Genomic DNA, 20,329 nt, shown 5'->3' with positions numbered 1-20,329 from the left:
GGGGCTCCCGATCAGGCGGCAGGCGGGTGTCAGACGTTGACGCCGAAGTCCTGGGCGATGCCGACGAGGCCGGACGCGTAGCCCTGGCCGACCGCGCGGAACTTCCACTCGGCGCCGTTGCGGTACAGCTCGCCGAAGACCATCGCGGTCTCCGTCGCCGCGTCCTCGGAGAGGTCGTAGCGGGCGATCTCGGCGCCGCCGGCCTGGTTGACGATGCGGATGTAGGCGTTGCGGACCTGGCCGAAGTTCTGCGAGCGGGTCTCCGCGTCGTAGATCGAGACCGGGAAGACGATCTTGTCGATGTCGGCGGGGAGGCCCGCCAGGTTGACGTTGATGGCCTCGTCGTCGCCCGCGCCCTCGCCGGTGCGGTTGTCGCCCGTGTGGACGATGGTCTGGTCCGGCGTCTGCTTGTTGTTGAAGAAGACGAAGTGGGCGTCGGAGTAGACCTTGCCCTGCGTGTTGACCGCGATCGCGGAGGCGTCCAGGTCGAAGTCCGTGCCGGTGGTGGTGCGGACGTCCCAGCCGAGGCCCACGGTGACGGCGGTCAGGCCCGGTGCCTCCTTGGTGAGCGAGACGTTGCCACCCTTGGACAGGCTTACAGCCATGGTCGGGAGTCCTTTCCCTTGTTTGCATACGGCCGTACGGCCGTGCGGCGTACGGGCTGAAGCTACAGCTACCTGTATGAACGCCACGAGGGGTACCGAAGGTTCCAACTCTCTTTACCTTCTTTACCGAAATCTCGGTGAACGATATTCGCGTGACGTGTGCCGGTCAGCCGCGCGACCATAGGGGCATGTCCGGTCCTTACGTCATCAGAGGCTCCGTCTCCCTCCCGGAGGCCGAGCTCAACTGGCGTTTCTCGCGGTCGTCCGGGCCCGGCGGGCAGCACGTCAACACCAGCGACTCGCAGGTGGAGCTCCGCTTCGACCTGGCCGGCACCGAGGCGCTGCCGCGGGTGTGGAAGGAGCGGGCGCTGGCGCGGCTGGCCGGGCGGCTCGTCGACGGGGTCGTCACCGTGCGCTCCTCCGAGCACCGCTCCCAGTGGCGCAACCGCGAGACCGCCGCCGTACGCCTCGCCGCGCTCCTCGCGGAGGCCACCGCGCCCCCGCCCAAGCCCCGCACACCGACCCGCATCCCGCGCGGGATCAACGAACGCCGGCTGCGGGAGAAGAAGCAGCGGTCGGAGACCAAGCGGGGACGGACGGGCCGCGACTGGTCGTAGAACCGGTCGTGAAACCGGTCGTACGAAGCCTCGTGTCACATCCCCGTGCTCCGCTCCGTCAGTCCAGCGAAGCCGCCCGCGCAGTCGCGGGCGGAGGGACTACGACGACGGAGTGGCACCGGCATGAGCAGTACCGACGACGACTTCCTCGCCGAGCGCTTCGAGGCGCACCGCCCGCGGCTGCGCGCCGTGGCCCACCGCATGCTGGGCTCGGTCGCCGAGGCCGACGACGCCGTGCAGGAGGCCTGGTTCCGGCTGAGCCGGACCGGTGAGGGGCGGGTGGCGAACCTGGGCGGCTGGCTCACCACCGTCGTCGGCCGGGTCTGCCTGGACATGCTGCGGTCCCGGAAGTCGCGCGCCGAGGAGCCCCTGGAATCCGGCGGCCCGACGGACCTTCCGGCGCCCGCCGACCCCGAACAGGACGCCCTCCTCGCCGACACGGTCGGGGTCGCGCTCCTGGTCGTCCTGGACACCCTCACCCCCGCCGAACGGCTCGCGTTCGTGCTGCACGACCTGTTCGCGGTGCCGTTCGAGGAGATCGCCGGGATCCTCGGCCGCAACCCCGCCGCCGCACGCCAGCTGGCCAGCCGGGCCCGGCGCCGGGTGCGCGGCCCGCACGGTACCCCGGAGGCCGGTCCGGCCCGGCAGCGGGAACTCGTCGACGCCTTCATGACGGCCGCGCGCGACGGCGACTTCGAGGGGCTGCTGGAGGTGCTGGACCCGGACGTGGTGGCCCGTACCGAGGCCGGCGTGACCACGGGCGCCGCCGCGGTCGCCTCCGGTGCCGCGCGCTACGCGCCCTTCGTCGGTCCCGCGGTCCCGGCACTCGTCAACGGCGCACCGGGCCTCGTCGTCCTCGCCGACGGCCGCCCGGAACGGGCCCTGGCCTTCACCGTCGTGCGCGACCGCATCGCCGTACTGGACATCGTGACCGACCCGGGCCGACTGGCGGAACTCGACATCGAGATCGGCTAGGACAGGGCCTAGAGCTCCAGCACCCCGACCGGCTGGTCCCCGCTGACCTCGCCGGTCCGCCGGAAGCCCAGTCGCAGATAGAACTCCTCGGGGCCGTCCGGGCCGGCGTGCCAGGTGACGTACATCCGGGTGCCGCTCCGGCGGCGGACCTCCGCGGCGACCGCCTCGACCGCGAACCGGCCGTAGCCCCAAGGGCCTGTCTTTCGGATCACTCGCAGACGCGGGGCTTGGCACGCGCATCTGCGGCGTTGTCGTCGGTCGCCGACGCTCCGCGTCGACTCCCTCCTCCGCCTTGCAGCTGCACGCACCAAGCCCCGCTCACCGGCGCTGGCCAGGCATCGTCGATTCTCTGCGACTGATCCGAAAGACAGGCCCCTGCCCTGTTCCCCGGCGTCGATGTTGAGGCGCCACAGGCCGGAGCGGAACAGGGTGCCGTCGGCGTGCCAGTCGATGTCGAAGAAAGCCATCAGAAAGCCGACCGGCCGGTTCTCTTTGCCATCGACAATCAGGCGCGGCCAGGCGACTCCGGGAGGACGGACGTACGCCTCGGCGAGGGAATGGGCGACGGGTTCGACGTTGTGTTCCTGGTCGGGACGGACGCGAATGGCGAGAGCCGCTTCCAAATTCCGGGTCGTGACTTCTTCGAGGCGCGGCCGGGGTGTTGTCATCCGCGCACTTTAGAAGGGGTGTTCAGCATGTGCCCACGGAATTTCCGTACGGACCGCGCGGTCTCATCCCAACTGCCGGTACCGGCCGCGGAAATACATCAGCGGCCCGCCTTCCGCGCTCGGCAGACGGGCGGTGAGGACACGGCCGATCACCAGGGTGTGGTCGCCCGCCGTCACCCGCTGTTCGGTGCGGCACTCCAGGGAGGCGAGGGCGCCGCCGACGAGCGGGGCGCCGCTGGCCTCGCCGCGGTCGTACGGGATGTCCTCGAAGAGCAGGCGGTCGCTGATGCGGCCCTTCATCGCGAAGCGGCCGGCGATGTGCCGCTGGCTCTCGGTGAGCACGGAGACCGCCCACAGCGGCTGTTCGTCGAGCAGGTCGTCCATCCGGGCGCCGGTGCGCAGGCTGACCAGCACCAATGGCGGGTCGAGCGAGACCGACATGAACGCCGTCGCGGTCATGCCGACGTCCTCGCCGGCCGGCGCCAGCGGGTCGTCCGGGTCGAGCGGCGGCTCCTGCGCGGTCACCAGGACCACGCCCGCGGCGAGCTGGGACATGGCGGCCTTGAACGCATCGTTGCTCACCCCCACAGCATGCCCGGTGGCTTCTGCGGCGGCGGGGGAGGGAGTCTTCAGCACACCGGAAACGCTAATGTCGGCCCTTGTGCGACCGCATCGGCCATCGGCCCGAGCCGGGTCCTAGGACTCGAGAACCACGGCCGCCGGAGTTGTGTGCATCATGTCCGCACACGCCCAAAGGCTGTGTTCAGTAAACGCACAGGGAAAACGCAGAAACTCCACTCAATTGTTCACGTTCTCCTGTGACTTGAGTCACAAGGGGCATGAATTGTTGACCCTGTGTACCGAGTGGGCAGCGCGCTGTGATTCAGTGGCGGGGAAAAGTAGCGTTGAAGCAGACCCTTGATTCGCTGCGAGGTCTCGGGGGGAGGGCGAGCATGGAGACCGAGTCGGAGCCTTACGTCCGTCTTGCGTCCCTGCGACAGCTGCACCAGGTCATGGCCGACATGAACACGGCCCGGAGCCTGGCGGACACACTGCAGACGGTCGCCGACGGCGTGATCACCGCCCTCGGCTACGAGATGGCGTGCGTCAACCTCGTACGCCCCGACGGCGATCTCGTGGTCGCCGCCTTCTCCGGGAACTCCGCCGCCGAGGCCCTGATCACCGGCCGGGTCGGCTCCCGTGACTCCTGGGACCGGCGGCTGGGCATGGGCGAGAACTGGGGCGACCTCGTCTTCATACCGCACACCGAGGGCTGGGTCCTCGACGACGACGACGTCCCGCAGTGGTACACCGACGGTCCCGCGCCCCGCTTCGAGGACGAGTGGCACCCCTCCGACCGGCTCTTCGCCCCGATGTACACGCCCGGCATATCGGGCAGCTCCTGCGGTGAACTGCTCGGCGTGATCTCCGTCGACCGCCCGCGCAACGGCCGTCACCCCGGCGCCTGGGGCCGCGAGGCCCTCCAGATGTACGCCTTCCAGGCCGCCATCGCGATCAGCAACGCGCGTCTGCGCGCGAACATGCAGCGGGCCCTGGTCAGGCTGGAGCGCGAGCAGCAGGCCCTGCGCGCCAGCGAGGAGAGCTTCCGGCAGGCCTTCGAGTACGCCCCCTCCGGCATGGCGATAGCCGAGATGGGCGGCGACCAGCACGGCCGAATACTGCGCACCAACGACGCCCTGTGCCGCCTCCTGGGCCGCCCCGCCTCCGCGATGCGCCGCTACTCCTTCTCCGACCTGGTCCACCCCGAGGACATAGGCACCCTGCTCCGCACGTCGGCGGAGGGCGGCCGTGCCGAGCTCCGTCTGGGCCGCCGCGACGGCACCTACGTCTGGGTCTCGCTCCGCAACTCCGTCGTCGCGGACGCCGCCGACGGCCCCCGCTTCCTCCTCACCCACGTCGAGGACATAGAGGAACGCAAGCGCCGCGAGCTCCAGCTCGCCCACCGCGCCTCCCACGACTCCCTCACCGGCCTCCCGAACTCCGCCGAGCTCCGCTCCCGCCTCTCCTCCCGGCTCTGCCGGCGCGCCGACACCGGCGGCCTGGAGTCCCTGGACGCGGCCTACGGCCACCCCGCCTACGACGTGAACGGTCACGGCTTCGACTTCGCCGGCACGTCACAGTCGTACGACGGTGGCTACGACCACCATGTGCACACCGTCGCCCCCGAGGAGAACCGTGACGACGGCGCCAAGGGGCTCGCGGTGCTCTTCTGCGACCTCGACGGCTTCAAGTCGATCAACGACCGGTTCGGGCACAACGCGGGCGACGCGGTCCTCATCGAGGTCGCACGCCGGCTGTCCCGGGGCGTCCGGGACGGCGACACGGTGGCCCGCCTCGGCGGCGACGAGTTCGTGATCCTCGCCGACGGCCTCGGCAAGGCCGACGCCCAGGACCTCGCCGCACGCCTGCGCAACGAGATCATCCAGCCGATCCGCGCCGAGGGCCGGGCCGTCCGGGTGGGCGCCAGTTTCGGCATCGGCTGGGCACACTGCGGCATGACGGCGGACGAAGTCCTGAAATCCGCCGACGAGCGCATGTACGTAGAGAAACGATCTCGTCCCAAAGCGCACCGCCGTGCCGGCTGAACCGCAGGTCATTGCGCAGGTCATCGCGCTGATGCGAGCCGAGTCACCCGTTTGGCTCAGCAGGACCGGGTAGGCTCGACTCTCAATACGTGTACTGGATCCGCCCGCACCTGCTGAGGAGTACCAGGGATGACGCCCGGCGACAACGGCGCGAGCACGCCCGAGGAAGACGACCCGTTCGGCTATCTGTACGCCGACGGTCAGGCCAGAGGCGCTCAGCCGCCGTCCGGCTCCGGTGGCTACGGCTACCCGAACGCGGTCAGCAGGGTGCGCCCGGTCGGCGAGCGCACGTACGGCGGACAGCAGCAGGCGCCGCAGTACGGCGGCGGCCAGACCATCCCGCAGCAGCAGCCCGGCGGCTACGGCCAGCCGAACGCGGCCTACCAGGCCCCGGAGACCTTCCCGGGCGGCGCAACGACCACCCGCCAGCAGATGCCGTCCTCGGGCGGCGGCCGCGGCCGGGGCCCGAACACCAAGGGCCTCCTGATCGGCGCCATCGCGGTGGTCGCCGCGGTCGTCATCGGCATCAGCGTCGCGATGATGAACGGCAACGGCGACGACAACAAGGCGAGCAGCGGCTCCTCCAGCTCCCCGACCCAGTCCCAGAGCGCGTCCCCGAGCCCGTCGAGCACCAGCTCGGTGTCGGCTTCGGGTGACATCTCGCCGGTCGACGCGAAGACCTTCCGTCTGGACGGCGGCGCGAGCACGGCCTCGGACGTCAAGGGCGCGAACGCCCAGGGCGGCATCTACGTCACCAACTTCAGCCAGACCGGCGCCGGCGTCACCTGGACGGTCGACGGCATCCCGGCGGACGGCCTCTACACCGTCTACGCGCACTACAGCGCCGTACAGGACCAGAGCATGACTCTGTCCATCAACGGCAAGACGTTCGGCAGCAAGTTCCCCCTGGACAACTACACGGGCCAGAGCGATCCGACCAAGGCCTGGACGACCAGCTACACGTACCCCACCCTCACCAAGGGCACCAACGTCATCTCCCTGTCCTGCCAGAGCGGCGACAGCTGCGACATCCTGCTGGACCAGATGTGGCTGAGGCAGGGCAAGCACACGAACAAGGACTAAGCGGCCGTAGGCCCACCGGTCACCGTGACCCGGCCGCGCAGCTTCTCGTACGCCGCGCGGTCGAACTCGCCCGCCGCCGGGGCGCGTACCGTCGCCGCCGACAGGGCCACCGCGCGGGTCAGGCGGGCCGGCCAGGGGAGTTGTTCCACCAGGGCGGAGAGCAGGCCGGCGACCGCCGAGTCGCCCGCGCCGGTGGGGTTGCCGTGTTCCCGGGCCGGTGGGGCCGCGCGCCAGCGGCCTTCCGGGGTGAGCGCCAGCAGGCCCTGCGGGCCCAGTGAGGCCACGACCGCGCGGGCGCCGCGCCGGCGGGCGTCCTGGGTGGCGCGTGCCGGGTCGTGGGAGCCGGTGAGTTCGGCCAGTTCGTCGGCGTTCGGCTTGACCAGGTCGGGGCGGGCGGCGACACCGCGGCGCAGGGGTTCCCCGCTGGTGTCGAGGAGCACCGGGACACCGGCGGACCGGGCCGCCTTCACCAGCCCCGCGTACGCCCCCACCGGCACCCCCGGCGGCAGACTCCCGCACAGCGCCACCGCCGAGGCGCCGGGCAGCAGTTCCTCGTAGTGGTCGAGGAAGGCACCCCACTCGGCGGGGGCTATCTGCAGCCCGGGCTCGTTCAACTGGGTCGTGTCGCCGGTCAGTTCGTCCACCACGGCGATGGTCCGGCGGGTCGCCCCGGCCACCGGCAGCAGCGCGTCCCGCACGCCCGGGGTGTCCGCGAGGCGCTCCCGCACCGCCCGCCCGGTGGCCCCGCCCGCGAAACCGGTCACGGTCGTCTCGTGCCCGAGGGCGGCCAGCACCCGGGCCACGTTCACACCCTTGCCGCCGGGCCGTTCGGTCACGTCGGAGACGCGGTGCGAGGAGTGCGGGCGCAGCGCGCCGACCCGGTAGGTGATGTCGAGAGCGGTGTTCAGAGTGACCGTGAGGATCACCGTGCCGGCCTCCCTCGCATGCCTGTGCCGCCGTCTTTCGGGGGCTCGATCATGCCAAGAGACGGCGGCCGGGCCTAGAGGGTGCCTGCCTGGCGCCTACCTGACGTCGACGAAGTCGCCGGTCGCCGTCGAGGCGGCGGTGGTCGTGGTGCCCGCGAAGACGTAGCGGTAGTAACCGTCGACCGTGGCCTTGGTGGTGGTCTTCAGGACGCCGGTGCTGTTGGTCCTGACCGTCTTGAGGGTGGTGTAGGTGCTGCTGCCCTTCTTGCGGAACTGCAGCTTCGCGGGCTGGGAGGCGTAGCCCGCGTACGTGCCCGTCGACCAGTTCGCGCGGGCGAGCTTGCCCGTGACCGTGATGGTGCTGCCCTTCTTGACGGGCTCGGGGGTGGCGTCGGCCGTGAGCGTGGAGAGCTTCTTGATCGAGGCGGAGGTGACCTCGTTGTTGAAGCTGGGGTTCGCGTACAGGTCCCAGGCGCCCAGGAACAGCTTCCAGGTCCCGGCCACGCCGTTGTCCTTCATGTCGGTGGCCGGGTGGATGTTGAAGACGGCCGTGCAGTGGTAGACGCCCTGGGTCGCCGTCTCCGTGCAGTCGGGGTCGTCGTCCGTCCCCAGGCCGCCGGTGATGCCCTCCGGGGTCGAGCTGTCGGTGCCCTGCCACAGGAAGGCCTCGGTGAGGGCGATGCCGCTCTGGTCCGTGGCGGTGTAGGTGACGGTGACGGACTTCTTGCCGGTGGTGCCGAGGACGATGTCCTTGCCGCCGTTGACGACCGCGTCCGAGAACTTGGTGTTGCCCCCCGAGTCGTCCGGACGGACGGTCTTCGAGGCGAAGGCGCCGAGTCTCGCCGACACGTCCGGACGCTCCGCGGCCTGGGCGGCGACGGGAAGAGCGAGCGCGGACAGAACGACGGCACCGGAGACCACGGCGGCCGCGACACGTATACGCATATGAATCCCCCCACTGGGATGTGAGGGGCCCGCCGAAGTCGCCTTCGAGCCGGGCCTGTTGATCTTCGCATCATATGGACCCGGCTCTGGATCAATGAAGATCCTCTGTGCAATAAGTGCGTAATCGCACAAGGCAGTCAGGGCAGTTGGGGAACCAGCTCCGGTGCCACCACCCAAGTGCCCTGGCGCATCACGCCCTTGAGGTCGAAGTTCTCGTCCAGCAGCACGAGGTCCGCGTCCTTGCCGGGCTCCAGGGAGCCGACACGGTCGTAGCGGCCCAGCAGCCGGGCCGGGTTGGCGGACAGCGCGGCGACGGCGTGCTCGACGGGAAGCCTGTCGACGGTCACCGCCCGCTTCAGCGCGCGGTCCAGCGTCAGCGTGGAGCCGGCGATCGAACCGCCCTCCACCAGCCGGGCCACCCCGTCGGTCACCTCGACCTCCAGCGGGCCGAGGAGGTAGCGGCCGTCACCGCCACCCGCCGCGTCCATGGCGTCCGTGATGAACGCGACGCGCTCGGGGCCCGCGTGATGGAACGCCAACTGCAGTGCGGCGGGGTGGAGATGGGTGCCGTCGTCGATCAGCTCGACCGTGATCCGCTCGTCCTCCAGGAGCGCGGCGATCGGGCCGGGGGTGCGGTGGCCCAGCGGCGGCATCGCGTTGAAGAGGTGGGTGGCGACGGTCGCGCCCGCGTCGATGGCCTCGACCGTCTGCTCGTACGTCGCGTCCGTGTGGCCGACGGCGGCGATCACGCCGTGCTCGGCGAGGAGCCGTACCGACTCGATGCCGCCGGGGAGTTCGGTGGCCAGCGTGACCATCGTCGCGTGCCCGCGCGCCGCGTCGATCAGCTTGCGGACCTCCGCCGGGTCCGGGTCCCGCAGCAGCGCCTCGGAGTGGGCGCCCTTGCGGCACGGGGAGATGAACGGGCCCTCGAAGTGGATACCGGCGATCTCGCCCTGCTCGGCGAGCTCCGAGAGCAGGCCGGCCTGACGGGCGAGGACATCCATGTCGTCGGTGACGGTGGACGCGACGAGGGTGGTCGTGCCGTGCCTGCGGTGCGTGTGGACGCCGGTGAGGATCTGTTCCGCCGTGCCCGAGCTGAAGGAGGCTCCGCCGCCGCCGTGGTTGTGGATGTCGACGAACCCCGGCAGCAGCCAGTGGCCGGAGACGTCGATCACCTGGGCGTTCTCGGGGGCGTGGGCGGTGATTTTCGTGCCCTCGACGACCACTTGGCCCTTGTCGACCACTCCGGTCGGGAGGACTACCCGGGCCCCGTCGAGGACCAGACCGTTCGGGCCCGGCTGCGGGTGCGTTGTGGCTGATCGCGCCCACGCGGCGGCAGCCGCAGATTCAACACGGCCCCGCGCCCCTGACGGGGCGTTGTAGTGCGGCTCTTTCGCAGCCATCAGGGGGCTACCTCCGGAGTGGTCGTCGTAGTCAACAGGTCCTGGGCGAGCAAGCCCGCCCCCAGGCAACCGGCCGTGTCTCCCAGTGCGGCCGGAACGATCGTCGGGAGTTTCTGGAAGGTCACCCGGTCCTGCACCGCCTCCCGCAGCGGCTCGAACAGCACGTCTCCCGCCTCCGCCAGTCCACCGCCGACGATCAGGACGCGCGGGTCCAGCAGGGTGAGGGCCGTGACCAGGCCGTCGGCCAGCGCCCCCACCGCCTCTCCCCACACCCGGACGGCGTTCGGGTCGCCGGACGTGACGGCCTTCGCGCAGTCCGCCGCGTCCGCGTCCGGGTCACCGCAGGCCTGCGCCCACGCCTCGCTCACCGCGGCCGCCGACGCGTACCGCTCCAGGCAGCCGCGCTGCCCGCACGGGCAAGGGGCACCCTGCGGCCGTACGACGACATGGCCGATCTCGCCCGCGAAACCGTGCGCGCCCGACTCCACCCGGCCGTCCAGGCCGAAGCCGCCCGCGATCCCCGTGCCGAGCGCCACGAAGAAGAAGCGGTCCGCTCCCCGGCCCGCACCCAGCCGGCCCTCCGCCAGGCCGCCGGTGCGCACGTCGTGGCCGAGGGCGACCGGGATGCCGAGGCGGTCGGCGAGGAGGGCGCGCAGCGGGACGTCGCGCCAGGCGAGGTTGGCCGCGTAGACCGCGATGCCGGCGTGCTCGTCCACGATTCCGGGGACCGCCACGCCGGCCGCCGACGCGGGCTCGCCGAGGTGCTTCCCGCCGTACGCGTACAGCTCGGTGGCGAAGTCGAGGATGGCGGTGACGACGGCGTCGGGGCCGCGGTCGCGGCCGGTCGCCCGGCGGTCCTGGTGGAGCAGCTCGCCGTCCGGCCCGACCAGCGCGGCCTTCATTCCGGTGCCGCCCACGTCCAGGGCGATGACATGTCTCACAAGGACAGTGTGGCCCGCGGACCCGCAAGAGGTCTAGTCCACTTACGTGGTGTAGACCTTATGGGTCCACATATTGAACGGCGAGACAGTTAGATCGAGGTAGTACAGGTGCGGCGGCGTAAGGCAGGAATGATCGCGGTGGTGTCCACCCTGGGCATGACGGCGGTCCTCGGTGGCTGTGGGACGACCGGATCCTCGGACGTCACCCTCAGACTCGTCGCTGCCGACTACGGCGACTCGGCCGCCAACAGCTCCCAGAAGTACTGGGACGAGCTGGCCAAGGCGTACGAGGCCCAGCACTCCGGCGTGAAGATCGACGTCACCGTCTACTCCTGGAACGACGTCGACCGCAAGGTCAAGGACATGGTCGCCGCGGGCAAGGCGCCCGACCTGGCGCAGATCGGCTCGTACGCCGACTACGCGGCCGCCGGCAAGCTGTACGAGGCCGGTGACCTGCTCTCCATCCCGGTCCAGGCCGACTTCCCCTCCCAGCTCGCCGAGGCGGGCCAGTGGAACCACGCGCAGTACGGCATCCCGTTCGCCGCGTCCACGCGCGTCCTCTTCTACAACAAGACCCTCTTCGCCAAGGCCGGCATCACCACCGCGCCCACCACCTGGAAGGACCTGGCGGCCGACGCGGAGGCGCTCAAGGCGCAGGGCGTGACCTACCCGTACGCGCTGCCGCTCGGTCCCGAGGAGGCCCAGGCGGAGACGATGCAGTGGCTGCTCAGCGGCGGCAGCGGCTACACCGACGACACCGGCACGTACACGATCAACTCCACGCAGAACATCGACACCTTCACCTGGCTCAGGGACGAACTGGTGGGCAAGGGGCTGACCGGCCCGACGGCGCCCGGCAAGCTGAACCGCGCCACGGCGTTCGCCGCGTTCGCGAACGGCCAGGTCGGCATGGTCAACGGTCACCCGACCCTGATGAAGCAGGCCGAGGCGAAGGGCGTGAAGTTCGGCATGGTCGCGATGCCCGGCCGCGCCGGCCAGACGACCTCCACCGCGTCCATGGGCGTCACCGACTGGATGGCGGCGTTCAAGCAGAACGGCCACGCGGACCAGGTCGGCGACTTCCTCGACTACGTCTACAGCGAGAAGAACGTCCTGTCGTTCTCCCGCGAGTACGGACTGCTCCCCGTCACCACGTCCGCGTCCCAGACGATGACCGACTCCACCCGGGCGGGGGACGAGCAGCTCCGCCCCTTCCTCGACCAGCTGCCGACCTCCGCGCTGTACCCGGCGGGCAAGACGTCCTGGGCCGCCGTCAGCGCCGACATCAAGAAGCGGATCGGTACGGCGGTCACCTCGACGGGCAGTCCGACCACGATCCTCACGCGGCTCCAGGCCGAGGCGGCGGCGGCCGACAGCCGTACGACGACGGGCTGAGCGCTACGGTTCTCGGCATGGACCGGCAAGAACTGGGCGTGCGCGAGCAGGCCATCCTCGCCCTCGAACGCCGGGGCTTCCCGAGCCCCGGCGCGAAGGAACGAGCGATACGGGAGGAACTGGACCTGGCGCCGGTGCGCTACTACCAGCTGCTCAACGCCCTGCTGGACGACGAGCGGGCCCTCGCGCACGATCCGGTGACGGTGAACAGGCTGCGGCGGGTGCGGGACGCGCGGCGATCGGAGCGCTGACCGTTCCGCGGACATGTATCTGCGGGCCCGGTGGGGGCTGGTCGCGCCCACGCGGCGGAGCCGCAAATTGACACAGCCCCGCGCCCCCAGGGGGCGCTCAGATACTGTCGGCTACATGGGCACCCACATCACGGATCCCCTCCCTTCACCCCGCACCGCGGCCGGTCGCGACGGCCTTGCCGCCCTCCTCGCGCAGCCGCGCACCGCGCTGATCGGCCTCGACTTCGACGGGACCCTGGCCCCCATCGTCGCCGACCCCGAGCAGGCCCGGGCCCACCCGGACGCCGTAGCGGCCCTCGCCGCCCTCGCCCCGAAGGTGGCCGCCGTGGCCGTCGTCACCGGCCGCCCGGCCGAGGTCGCCGTCCGCTACGGCGGCTTCGCCGGTGTGCCGGGCCTGGAGCACCTCGTCGTCCTCGGCCACTACGGCGCCGAGCGCTGGGAAGCGGCCACAGGCGAGATCACCGCCCCGCCGCCCCACCCCGGCATCGCCGCCGCCCGCGCCGAACTCCCCGCCCTCCTCGACCGCGTCGGCGCCGCGCACGGCACCTGGATCGAGGAGAAGGGCTTCGCGATGGCCGTCCACACCCGCCGGGCCGACGACCCCCAGGCCGCCCTCGACGCCCTCCGCGCCCCCCTGACCGACCTGGCCACCCGCCACGCCCTGATCGTCGAACCGGGCCGCCTGGTCCTGGAACTCCGCCCCCCGGGCATGGACAAGGGGGTCGCGCTGCGCGAGTACGCGCGAGAGATCGGCGCGGGGTCGGTGCTGTACGCAGGCGACGACCTGGGCGACATCCCGGCCTTCGCCGCAGTGGAGAAGCTCCGAGAGGAAGACGTCCCGGGCGTCCTGGTGTGCAGCGGCAGCGAGGAGGTCACAGAACTGGCGGACCGGGCCGACCTGGTGGTGAACGGACCGGAAGGGGTTGTACGGCTACTGGGAAATCTGGCTGCACGAAGCGCCCCGTAAGGGGCAGCGCCCCTTAGGGGCGCGGGGAACTGCGCGACCAGCCCCCACCGGGCCCGCAGATCACGCGCCCAACGCCCCCAACTGCTCAAGAAACCAGGCCGCAGGAGGCAACGCCGTAGCCGCCGCGGCAAGCCGCTTGCACGTCTCCGCCCGCTCCTCCGCCGGCACGGCCAGCGCCCGCGCCAACGCCTCGGCCGTCCCCCCGATGTCGTACGGGTTCACGACCACCGCGTCCTCCCCCAACTCCTCGAACGCCCCCGCCTCCCGCGAGAGCACCAGCACACACCCCTCGTCCGAAACCACCGGGATCTCCTTCGCCACGAGATTCATGCCGTCGCGGATCGGGTTCACCAACGCCACGTCGGCCAGCCGGTACGCCGCCAGCGACCGTGCGAAGTCGTCCTTCACATGCAGTACCACCGGCGTCCAACCCGCCGTCCCGTACGCCGAGTTGATGTCATCCGCGAGCCGCTGCACCTCGGCCGTGTAGTCGCGGTACACCGCGAGGTCCTGCCGCGAGGGATACGCGAACGCGACATGCACCACCCGCTCCCGCCACTCGGGGTGGTCGTCGAGCAGCTGCCGGTACGCCAGCAGCCCCCGCACGATGTTCTTCGAGAGTTCCGTACGGTCGACGCGGACGATGGTCTTCCGGCCCTCGCCGACCTCCTCCCGCAGCGCGGCCATCCGCTCGTCCACATCGGGCTCGTGCGACCGCTTCCGCAGGAAGTCCGCGTCGGCCCCCAGCCCGTGCACCCCGATCCGGGTCTCCCCGGCCACCGGAATCCCCGGCCCCAGCACCGCATGGCAGCAGTCGACGAACGCGTCCGCCCACCGCCGCGTCAGGAACGCCGCGTGGTCGGCGCCGAGGATCCCGCTCAGCAGCTCCGCCGCGATGTCGTCGGGGAGGAGCCGGAAGTAGTCCGGCGGCGCCCAGGGCGTGTGCGAGAAATGGCCGATACGGAGGTCCGGCCGCAGCCGGCGCAGCATCCGCGGCGCCAGCGCCAGGTGGTAGTCCTGGATGACGACCGCCGCCCCCTGCCCCGCTTCCTCGGCCAGCGCCTGGGCGAACGCCCGGTTGTAGGCCTCGTACGCACCCCACTGCCGCCGGAACTCCGCGTCGAAGACCGGCTCCAGCGGGGTCTGGTACAGCATGTGGTGGACGAACCAGAGCACCGAGTTGGCGATCCCGTTGTACGCGTCGGAGAACACGTCCGCGTCGATGTCGAGCATCCGGACCCGCTGCCCGCCGGTGTCCGCCACCGGCAGCAGGCCGCCCTCGGCCCGCCGGACCGCCTCGCGGTCGCCCTCGCCCAGCGCCGCGCACACCCACACCGCGTTCGCGTCCGGCCCGATCGCCGACAGCCCGGAGACCAGCCCGCCGCCGCCCCGCTTGGCGTGCAGCGCACCGCCTTCGCGCACTTCGTACGAGACCGGGCCACGGTTCGAGGCGACCAGCACCTCGGCACCGCCGGTGGTAGCAGCCATCAGATTCCCTTCGAGGAGACCACTGGCCTTGGCCGGTGGTGGAATCGAAGCTGCGGGCGCGCTGAGGAGCCGCGCAGCAGTCGGTCCTGGACCTGAGCCATCATCAGAAGTGGTAGCATCTTGGTTGTGGCTAGAGGTGATCTCCGGGAGTCGCTGAACCTTCGCGTCGCTCCTGAGCTGAAGCGGCAGGTCGAGGAATATGCCGAGCGCGTCGGCATCTCGATCAACGCTGCTGCGTGCGTTCTCCTCGCCGAGGCTCTTCGGGTGGAGCGAAGGCGCGAGCGGTGATCCGCGCGTACAAGTTCCTGCTGCGCCCCACGGCACGTCAGGCCGTCACCCTGCGGGACATGCTGACCGACCACTGCTCGCTCTATAACGGCGCTTTGCAGGAACGGCGGGACGCCTACCGGCACGTCTCCAGGACGTCCGTGCGGTACGGCGACCAGTCCGCCCAGCTCAGGGAGATCCGGGCGTTCGATCCGGAACGCCAGGGGCGTTGGTCGTTCTCCTCCCAGCAGGCCACCCTGCGCCGTCTGGACAAGGCGTTCCAGGCGTTCTTCCGCCGTGTCAAGAGCGGCGAGACGCCCGGCTACCCGCGTTTCAAGGGCGTCGGCCACTTCGACACCGTCATCTTCCCGAAGGACGGCGACGGCTGCCGCTGGGACTCCACCCCCTACGACCGGCACACCCGTGTACGCCTGCAAGGTGTCGGTCACGTCCGCGTGCACCAGCACCGGCTTGTCCGGGGCCGCGTGAAAACGATCAGCGTCAAGCGTGAAGGGCGCCGCTGGTACGTCGTCCTCTCCTGCGACGACGTACCAGCGGCGCCCTTGCCCGCCACGGGCGCCGTGGTCGGGATCGACATGGGCACCACGCACTTCCTGACCAACTCTGACGGTGAGCACATTGCCAACCCGAAGTTCCTCGACCGGATGGCCGACGAACTCGCCGAAGCCCAGCAGCACCTCGCGACGTTCCCCCCGCGGACCCGGCAGCGCAGCAAGTGTCACCGCGCCGCAGCCCGCAAGGTCGCCAAGCTGCACGCCAAGATCCGACGCCAGCGCGCCGACTTCCACCACAAGACCGCACTCGCCCTGGTCCGCGAGTACGACACGATCGCTCACGAGCGACTGAACACCGCGGGCATGACCCGCACCCCCAAACCCAAGCCCGCCCCCGACAACAACGGCGCCTTCCTGCCGAACGGCGCCGCCACCAAGGCCGCGCTCAACCGCAGCATCCTCGACGCGGGCTGGGCGCAGTTCCTCTCGATCCTGGCGAACAAGGCTGAAAGCGCCGGCCGCCACGTGGTCGAAGTGGATGCCCGCAACACCTCCCGCACGTGCCTCGCATGCGGGCACGCCGCGAAGGAGAACCGCGTCACCCAGGCGAAGTTCGAATGCACGGCGTGCGGCTTCACCGCGAACGCGGACCACGTCGGCGCGACGAACGTCCTCAACAGGGCCGGGCTGGTCCTCTGCGACGTGGCCTAGCTGCCGACGCAGGAAGCCCGCGCGTTTACGCGTGGGTGGAGTCACACGCCTCAACCTAGCCCGGCCCGGAAACGCTCAAACGTACGGCTACGCCCGACGAGCGGCCGTATACGGAACGCACGTCGAAGTCACGCCACCCGGCGCTCGGCGTACTCCGCGATCTCCGCCATCGGCGGCCGTTCCTCCGTGTCCACGGAGTACGTGCGCGGTTCGAAGCCGTCCTCACCCCGTTCGAACTGGGTCAGCGAGGGCCGGATCAGATGCCCGCGGGCCAGCCGGAGCTGTGCCGTGCGGTAGATCGCGGCGGACATCCGGCCCAGCGCCTGGCCGTCCTGGTGGCGGTGCTTGCGGACACCGACGTCCACCTGGGCGAGGGCGTCCAGGCCGACCAGGTGCAGGGCGTCGACCAGCATGCCCAGCTCCACGCCGTAGCCGACCGGGAAGGGGAGCTGTTCCAGCAGGGAGCGGCGGGCCGCGTACTCGCCGCCCAGCGGCTGGACGAAACCGGCCAGCTGCGGCCAGTGCATGTTCAGCAGCGGGCGGGCCATCAGTTCGGTGACCCGGCCGCCCTGCCCGGCCGCGCCGGCGAGCGGGCGGTCGTACATCGCCTTGACCAGGTCCACGTCGGGGTCGGTCAGCAGCGGGCCGACGATCCCGGAGACGAAGTCGGAGGAGAAGTCCCTCAGGTCGGCGTCGATGAAGCAGACGATGTCCCCGGTGGTCACGAGCAGGGAGCGCCAGAGGACCTCGCCCTTGCCGGGGACGGCCGGGATACGGGGGAGGATCTCGTCGCGGTGGACGACGCGCGCGCCCGCCGCCGCGGCCACCGCCGCCGTACGGTCGGTGGAGCCGGAGTCGACGACCACGATCTCGTCGACGAGCGGCGCCTGCCGCATCAGGTCGTGGCGGATGACCGCGACGATGTCACCGACCGTCTCCTCCTCGTTGAGCGCGGGCAGCACGACGGAGACGGACTGACCCGACCGCTGCTTGGCGGCGAGTATCCGGTGCAGCGGGCGATCGTTCACGGACCAGGAGCGGGTGGCCAGCCAGCGCTCGACTTCTTCCAGCACAGTCAGCGGCTCCTCACTGTCACGACCACACTGCCACGTGTGATCCATCTCGCGGTTCGGACGACTCTCTCAACTGTCCTGGCCTTCGGTTACAGTCTTGAACAACGCCGATGACCATCGCATGTCCTGTGGTCACCGTGTGTTGACAACCGCATACAGCTCATCCAGAGGGGCAGAGGGAAACGGCCCGATGAAGCCCCGGCAACCCTCCAGTCGGTACTCGTAGATCACTGTTGATCATCGCGAGGCTCCCGGCTAGGGAAGGTGCCAAATCCGTCTCACGGCGAGATGCGTCGTGAGGAAGATGAGGAGAAAGGGCCTCGCCTCACATGGCTGTGCAGACTGTTGCCACCAGCACCGATTCCACCGTAGACCTCGGTCCCGCCGCAGCGCTCAGCTGCCGCGAGTGTGGCCACCGGGTGCCGCTCGGCCCGGTGTTCGCCTGCGAGGAGTGTTTCGGCCCGCTCGAGATCGCGTACGACTTCTCGGCCTACGACACCGAGGAGCTGCGGAAGCGGATCGAGGCGGGTCCCGCGAACATCTGGCGCTACGCGCCGCTGCTGCCCGTCCCCGCGGACGTGGCGACCAAGCCGAACATCAACCCCGGCTGGACCAAGCTCGTCAAGGCCGACAACCTGGCGAAGGAACTGGGCGTCACCGGCGGCCTGTACGTCAAGGACGACTCCGGAAACCCGACGCACTCCTTCAAGGACCGCGTCGTCGCCCAGGCCGTCGAGGCCGCGCGCGCCTTCGGCTACACCACGCTCTCCTGCTCCTCCACCGGCAACCTGGCCGGCGCGGTCGGCGCCGCCGCCGCCCGGGCCGGCTTCCGCTCCTGCGTGTTCATCCCGCACGACCTGGAGCAGGGCAAGGTCGTCATGGCCGCGATCTACGGCGGCGAGCTCGTCGGCATCGAGGGCAACTACGACGACGTGAACCGTTTCTGCTCCGAGCTGATCGGCGACCCGGCCGGCGAGGGCTGGGGCTTCGTCAACGTCAACCTGCGGCCGTACTACGCGGAGGGGTCGAAGACCCTGGCGTACGAGATCTGCGAGCAGCTCGGCTGGCAGCTCCCGGACCAGCTCGTCATCCCGATCGCCTCCGGCTCGCAGCTCACCAAGATCGACAAGGGCCTCCAGGAGCTGATCAAGCTCGGGCTCGTCGAGGACAAGCCGTACAAGATCTTCGGTGCGCAGGCGGAGGGGTGCTCGCCGGTGTCGACCGCGTACAAGGCGGGGCACGACGTGGTCCGGCCGCAGAAGCCGAACACCATCGCCAAGTCGCTGGCGATCGGCAACCCGGCCGACGGTCCGTACGTCCTCGACATCGCCCGCCGTACCGGCGGCGCGGTGGAGGACGTCACCGACGAGCAGGTCGTCGACGCGATCAAGCTGCTCGCGCGGACCGAGGGAATCTTCGCGGAGACCGCCGGCGGTGTGACGGTTGGAGTCACCAGGAAGCTCATTGAGAATGGGCTCATTGATCCGTCGAAGTCGGTCGTTGTACTCAACACCGGTGATGGACTGAAGACGCTGGACGCGGTCGCGGGTACGGGTCTCACCGCGACCATTCGGCCCAATCTCGAGTCGTTCCACGAGGCCGGGCTCGCCTAAGTCGGCCGTAAAAAAACCGGGGCGCCGCCCTGTCCGGAGGTTCAAACCGTGAGCGTCAACGTTCGCATCCCCACCATCCTGCGCACCTACACCGGTGGCCAGGCCGAAGTCAGTGCCGAAGGCGCGAACCTCGGTGAGGTCATCGCCGACCTGGAGAAGAACCACACGGGAATCGCCGCCCGTGTTCTCGACGACCAGGGCAAGCTGCGCCGGTTCGTCAACGTTTACGTGAATGACGACGATGTGCGATTCGAGCAGGGCCTGGAGACGGCCACCCCGGACGGGGCCGGCGTCTCCATCATCCCGGCCGTCGCAGGCGGCTGACGTCCGAATGACCGAACATTACCTTCGGTAACAGCCATCACCGACTGTTCATCTGATTGCCCCCTCCGCGAGAGAAGCGGAGGGGGCAATTCTGTGTGGTTGAGCGCGGTACAGTTGGGGAACACGGTCCCGATCTCCAGGTCGGGGGCCCTGTATTCGATACCGCGAGCCCGGCAAGAAGTAGCCAAAGTGTGCGGGTTAAATGCGGCTTTTGTGGCCTTTATAGGGCCCGACTTGCCCTGAATTCGGCCGAATTCTCGCTACATTCCGGACCCCTTCCGTCCAGAATTCTCGTCCGATTGACCTGTTGCAGACGGCAGTTGGACAGATACATTCAGCCGCGGTCGACGCGTTCCGGCGCACGCCCCCAACCATTGGGGGGTGAGGTCTGACCCGGATCCGCGAAGTGTGGATCTGTGCAAGGGCCAGTAATAGGGGAGTTAGGCATGGCTCAGGGCACCGTCAAGTGGTTCAACGCGGAGAAGGGGTACGGCTTCATCGCGGTCGACGGTGGTGCGGATGTTTTCGTCCACTACAGCGCGATCCAGATGGACGGGTACCGCACCCTGGAGGAAGGTCAGCGAGTCGATTTCGAGATCTCGCAGGGCCAGAAGGGGCCGCAGGCGGACATGGTCCGGCTGGCGACCAGCTGAAGCACGCGCCGACTGACAGCGACGTTCTTCTGTACATCTTCGAAGGGCTCGTGCCTCCCGGGGCACGAGCCCTTCGGCATGCCCGGGCCGGGCCGGGCCGCGCATGCCCGATCCCCGGGAGGCGCTTGCGCCCGCCCGTCGCCCGACCACCACCCCTCAACGAGCACTCGCTTCGCGAGCGCGCCTTGCACTCTCCAACCCCGAGTGCTAATCATTGGCGTTAGCACTCTGAAGGTGAGAGTGACAAAGAAGGACCGGGTCGGTGAGGCCCGCAGGCCGGGTGGGGCAAGGAACCACGAGGCA

General features: G+C 70.0%; 19 protein-coding genes, 2 pseudogenes and 1 riboswitch. Of the genes and pseudogenes, 11 read left to right on the top strand and 10 right to left on the bottom strand.

The window, feature by feature from the left end:
- Positions 1 to 29: 29 nt before the first annotated feature.
- The gene (locus AB0D85_RS26025) at positions 30 to 605 is read right to left on the bottom strand and encodes a TerD family protein (RefSeq protein ID WP_355709085.1); all 576 of its coding nucleotides are present in this window, start codon (positions 603 to 605) and stop codon (positions 30 to 32) included.
- A 188-nt stretch (positions 606 to 793) separates the two neighbouring features.
- On the opposite strand from AB0D85_RS26025, the gene arfB reads away from it, so the two are divergent.
- Both arfB and AB0D85_RS26015 read left to right on the top strand, forming a co-directional pair.
- Positions 794 to 1,222, top strand: coding sequence for an alternative ribosome rescue aminoacyl-tRNA hydrolase ArfB (gene arfB, locus AB0D85_RS26020; RefSeq protein ID WP_362324628.1), 429 nt, complete (start codon positions 794 to 796; stop codon positions 1,220 to 1,222).
- A gap of 123 nt (positions 1,223 to 1,345) precedes the next feature.
- Positions 1,346 to 2,197 carry a sigma-70 family RNA polymerase sigma factor gene (locus AB0D85_RS26015; protein WP_362324625.1) on the top strand — a complete coding sequence of 284 codons (852 nt, stop codon included), beginning with the start codon at positions 1,346 to 1,348 and terminating at the stop codon, positions 2,195 to 2,197.
- An 8-nt stretch (positions 2,198 to 2,205) separates the two neighbouring features.
- Here AB0D85_RS26015 and AB0D85_RS26010 read toward each other — a convergent pair.
- The 3 genes and pseudogenes from AB0D85_RS26010 to AB0D85_RS26000 all read right to left on the bottom strand — a co-directional run.
- Positions 2,206 to 2,385 (bottom strand): annotated as a pseudogene (locus AB0D85_RS26010) (GNAT family N-acetyltransferase); the annotation flags it as partial.
- A 183-nt stretch (positions 2,386 to 2,568) separates the two neighbouring features.
- Positions 2,569 to 2,865 (bottom strand): annotated as a pseudogene (locus tag AB0D85_RS26005) (GNAT family N-acetyltransferase); the annotation flags it as partial.
- A 63-nt stretch (positions 2,866 to 2,928) separates the two neighbouring features.
- Entirely contained in the window at positions 2,929 to 3,447 is a 519-nt protein-coding gene (locus AB0D85_RS26000; protein WP_362324622.1) for a flavin reductase family protein, read from the bottom strand.
- A gap of 371 nt (positions 3,448 to 3,818) precedes the next feature.
- Between AB0D85_RS26000 and cdgB the strand changes: the two genes are divergently transcribed.
- The gene (gene cdgB / locus AB0D85_RS25995) at positions 3,819 to 5,471 is read left to right on the top strand and encodes a diguanylate cyclase CdgB (protein WP_362324619.1); all 1,653 of its coding nucleotides are present in this window, start codon (positions 3,819 to 3,821) and stop codon (positions 5,469 to 5,471) included.
- Positions 5,472 to 5,600: 129 nt separating this feature from the next.
- Positions 5,601 to 6,554, top strand: coding sequence for a carbohydrate-binding protein (locus AB0D85_RS25990; protein ID WP_362324616.1), 954 nt, complete (start codon positions 5,601 to 5,603; stop codon positions 6,552 to 6,554).
- Here the strand turns inward: AB0D85_RS25990 and AB0D85_RS25985 are convergent.
- From AB0D85_RS25985 to AB0D85_RS25970, 4 genes are all read right to left on the bottom strand, one after another.
- The gene (locus AB0D85_RS25985) at positions 6,551 to 7,480 is read right to left on the bottom strand and encodes a 1-phosphofructokinase family hexose kinase (RefSeq protein WP_362324613.1); all 930 of its coding nucleotides are present in this window, start codon (positions 7,478 to 7,480) and stop codon (positions 6,551 to 6,553) included. The two genes, AB0D85_RS25990 and AB0D85_RS25985, sit on opposite strands and share 4 nt — an antisense overlap.
- A gap of 96 nt (positions 7,481 to 7,576) precedes the next feature.
- On the bottom strand, positions 7,577 to 8,425 hold the full coding sequence (locus AB0D85_RS25980; protein ID WP_362324610.1) for a hypothetical protein: 849 nt from the start codon (positions 8,423 to 8,425) through the stop codon (positions 7,577 to 7,579).
- Positions 8,426 to 8,562: 137 nt separating this feature from the next.
- Positions 8,563 to 9,708 (bottom strand): N-acetylglucosamine-6-phosphate deacetylase, encoded by a 1,146-nt coding sequence (nagA, locus tag AB0D85_RS25975; protein ID WP_362325066.1) that lies wholly within the window; start codon positions 9,706 to 9,708, stop codon positions 8,563 to 8,565.
- Positions 9,709 to 9,827: 119 nt separating this feature from the next.
- A complete protein-coding gene (locus AB0D85_RS25970; protein WP_362324607.1) occupies positions 9,828 to 10,769 on the bottom strand; it encodes an ROK family protein in 942 nt (313 codons plus the stop codon).
- 129 nt (positions 10,770 to 10,898) lie between these two features.
- Here AB0D85_RS25970 and AB0D85_RS25965 point away from each other — a divergent pair, with 129 nt between their 5' ends.
- The 3 genes from AB0D85_RS25965 to otsB all read left to right on the top strand — a co-directional run bounded on the left by AB0D85_RS25965 (position 10,899) and on the right by otsB (position 13,382).
- A complete protein-coding gene (locus tag AB0D85_RS25965; protein WP_362325063.1) occupies positions 10,899 to 12,164 on the top strand; it encodes an extracellular solute-binding protein in 1,266 nt (421 codons plus the stop codon).
- Positions 12,165 to 12,181: 17 nt separating this feature from the next.
- Positions 12,182 to 12,415, top strand: coding sequence for a DUF3263 domain-containing protein (locus AB0D85_RS25960; RefSeq protein ID WP_362324604.1), 234 nt, complete (start codon positions 12,182 to 12,184; stop codon positions 12,413 to 12,415).
- A gap of 115 nt (positions 12,416 to 12,530) precedes the next feature.
- Complete coding sequence (gene otsB / locus AB0D85_RS25955; protein WP_362324601.1) at positions 12,531 to 13,382, top strand: trehalose-phosphatase; 852 nt, start codon at positions 12,531 to 12,533, stop codon at positions 13,380 to 13,382.
- A gap of 60 nt (positions 13,383 to 13,442) precedes the next feature.
- On the opposite strand, the gene AB0D85_RS25950 is transcribed toward otsB, so the two are convergent.
- Positions 13,443 to 14,870 carry a trehalose-6-phosphate synthase gene (locus tag AB0D85_RS25950; RefSeq protein WP_362324597.1) on the bottom strand — a complete coding sequence of 476 codons (1,428 nt, stop codon included), beginning with the start codon at positions 14,868 to 14,870 and terminating at the stop codon, positions 13,443 to 13,445.
- Positions 14,871 to 15,154: 284 nt separating this feature from the next.
- On the opposite strand from AB0D85_RS25950, the gene AB0D85_RS25945 reads away from it, so the two are divergent.
- A complete protein-coding gene (locus AB0D85_RS25945) occupies positions 15,155 to 16,363 on the top strand; it encodes a transposase (RefSeq protein ID WP_362324594.1) in 1,209 nt (402 codons plus the stop codon).
- A gap of 128 nt (positions 16,364 to 16,491) precedes the next feature.
- On the opposite strand, the gene AB0D85_RS25940 is transcribed toward AB0D85_RS25945, so the two are convergent.
- A complete protein-coding gene (locus AB0D85_RS25940; RefSeq protein WP_362324591.1) occupies positions 16,492 to 17,436 on the bottom strand; it encodes a glucosyl-3-phosphoglycerate synthase in 945 nt (314 codons plus the stop codon).
- Positions 17,437 to 17,593: 157 nt separating this feature from the next.
- Positions 17,594 to 17,747: riboswitch (SAM riboswitch) on the top strand.
- Between the two features lie 18 nt (positions 17,748 to 17,765).
- Between AB0D85_RS25940 and thrC the strand changes: the two genes are divergently transcribed.
- The 3 genes from thrC (at position 17,766) to AB0D85_RS25925 (ending at position 20,026) form a co-directional block, all read left to right on the top strand.
- Positions 17,766 to 19,049 carry a threonine synthase gene (thrC, locus tag AB0D85_RS25935; RefSeq protein WP_362324588.1) on the top strand — a complete coding sequence of 428 codons (1,284 nt, stop codon included), beginning with the start codon at positions 17,766 to 17,768 and terminating at the stop codon, positions 19,047 to 19,049.
- A gap of 48 nt (positions 19,050 to 19,097) precedes the next feature.
- On the top strand, positions 19,098 to 19,373 hold the full coding sequence (locus AB0D85_RS25930; protein WP_362324585.1) for a MoaD/ThiS family protein: 276 nt from the start codon (positions 19,098 to 19,100) through the stop codon (positions 19,371 to 19,373).
- 446 nt (positions 19,374 to 19,819) lie between these two features.
- Positions 19,820 to 20,026 carry a cold-shock protein gene (locus AB0D85_RS25925; protein WP_019057200.1) on the top strand — a complete coding sequence of 69 codons (207 nt, stop codon included), beginning with the start codon at positions 19,820 to 19,822 and terminating at the stop codon, positions 20,024 to 20,026.
- Positions 20,027 to 20,329: the final 303 nt, after the last annotated feature.

Source organism: Streptomyces sp. NPDC048277, assembly GCF_040652235.1.
Classification (GTDB): Bacteria; Actinomycetota; Actinomycetes; order Streptomycetales; family Streptomycetaceae; genus Streptomyces.
Note: the sequence above shows the minus strand (reverse complement) of the source record. Positions and strands in the feature narration are given on the sequence as shown.

Excerpts from the sequence above, each read along its gene's own strand:
- AB0D85_RS26025 (WP_355709085.1), bottom strand. The coding sequence starts at position 605 with ATGGCTGTAAGCCTGTCCAAGGGTGGCAACGTCTCGCTCACCAAGGAG.
- arfB (WP_362324628.1), top strand. The coding sequence starts at position 794 with ATGTCCGGTCCTTACGTCATCAGAGGCTCCGTCTCCCTCCCGGAGGCC.
- AB0D85_RS26015 (WP_362324625.1), top strand. The coding sequence starts at position 1,346 with ATGAGCAGTACCGACGACGACTTCCTCGCCGAGCGCTTCGAGGCGCAC.
- cdgB (WP_362324619.1), top strand. The coding sequence starts at position 3,819 with ATGGAGACCGAGTCGGAGCCTTACGTCCGTCTTGCGTCCCTGCGACAG.
- AB0D85_RS25990 (WP_362324616.1), top strand. The coding sequence starts at position 5,601 with ATGACGCCCGGCGACAACGGCGCGAGCACGCCCGAGGAAGACGACCCG.
- AB0D85_RS25980 (WP_362324610.1), bottom strand. The coding sequence starts at position 8,425 with ATGCGTATACGTGTCGCGGCCGCCGTGGTCTCCGGTGCCGTCGTTCTG.
- AB0D85_RS25965 (WP_362325063.1), top strand. The coding sequence starts at position 10,899 with ATGATCGCGGTGGTGTCCACCCTGGGCATGACGGCGGTCCTCGGTGGC.
- AB0D85_RS25960 (WP_362324604.1), top strand. The coding sequence starts at position 12,182 with ATGGACCGGCAAGAACTGGGCGTGCGCGAGCAGGCCATCCTCGCCCTC.
- otsB (WP_362324601.1), top strand. The coding sequence starts at position 12,531 with ATGGGCACCCACATCACGGATCCCCTCCCTTCACCCCGCACCGCGGCC.
- AB0D85_RS25950 (WP_362324597.1), bottom strand. The coding sequence starts at position 14,870 with ATGGCTGCTACCACCGGCGGTGCCGAGGTGCTGGTCGCCTCGAACCGT.
- thrC (WP_362324588.1), top strand. The coding sequence starts at position 17,766 with ATGGCTGTGCAGACTGTTGCCACCAGCACCGATTCCACCGTAGACCTC.
- AB0D85_RS25925 (WP_019057200.1), top strand. The coding sequence starts at position 19,820 with ATGGCTCAGGGCACCGTCAAGTGGTTCAACGCGGAGAAGGGGTACGGC.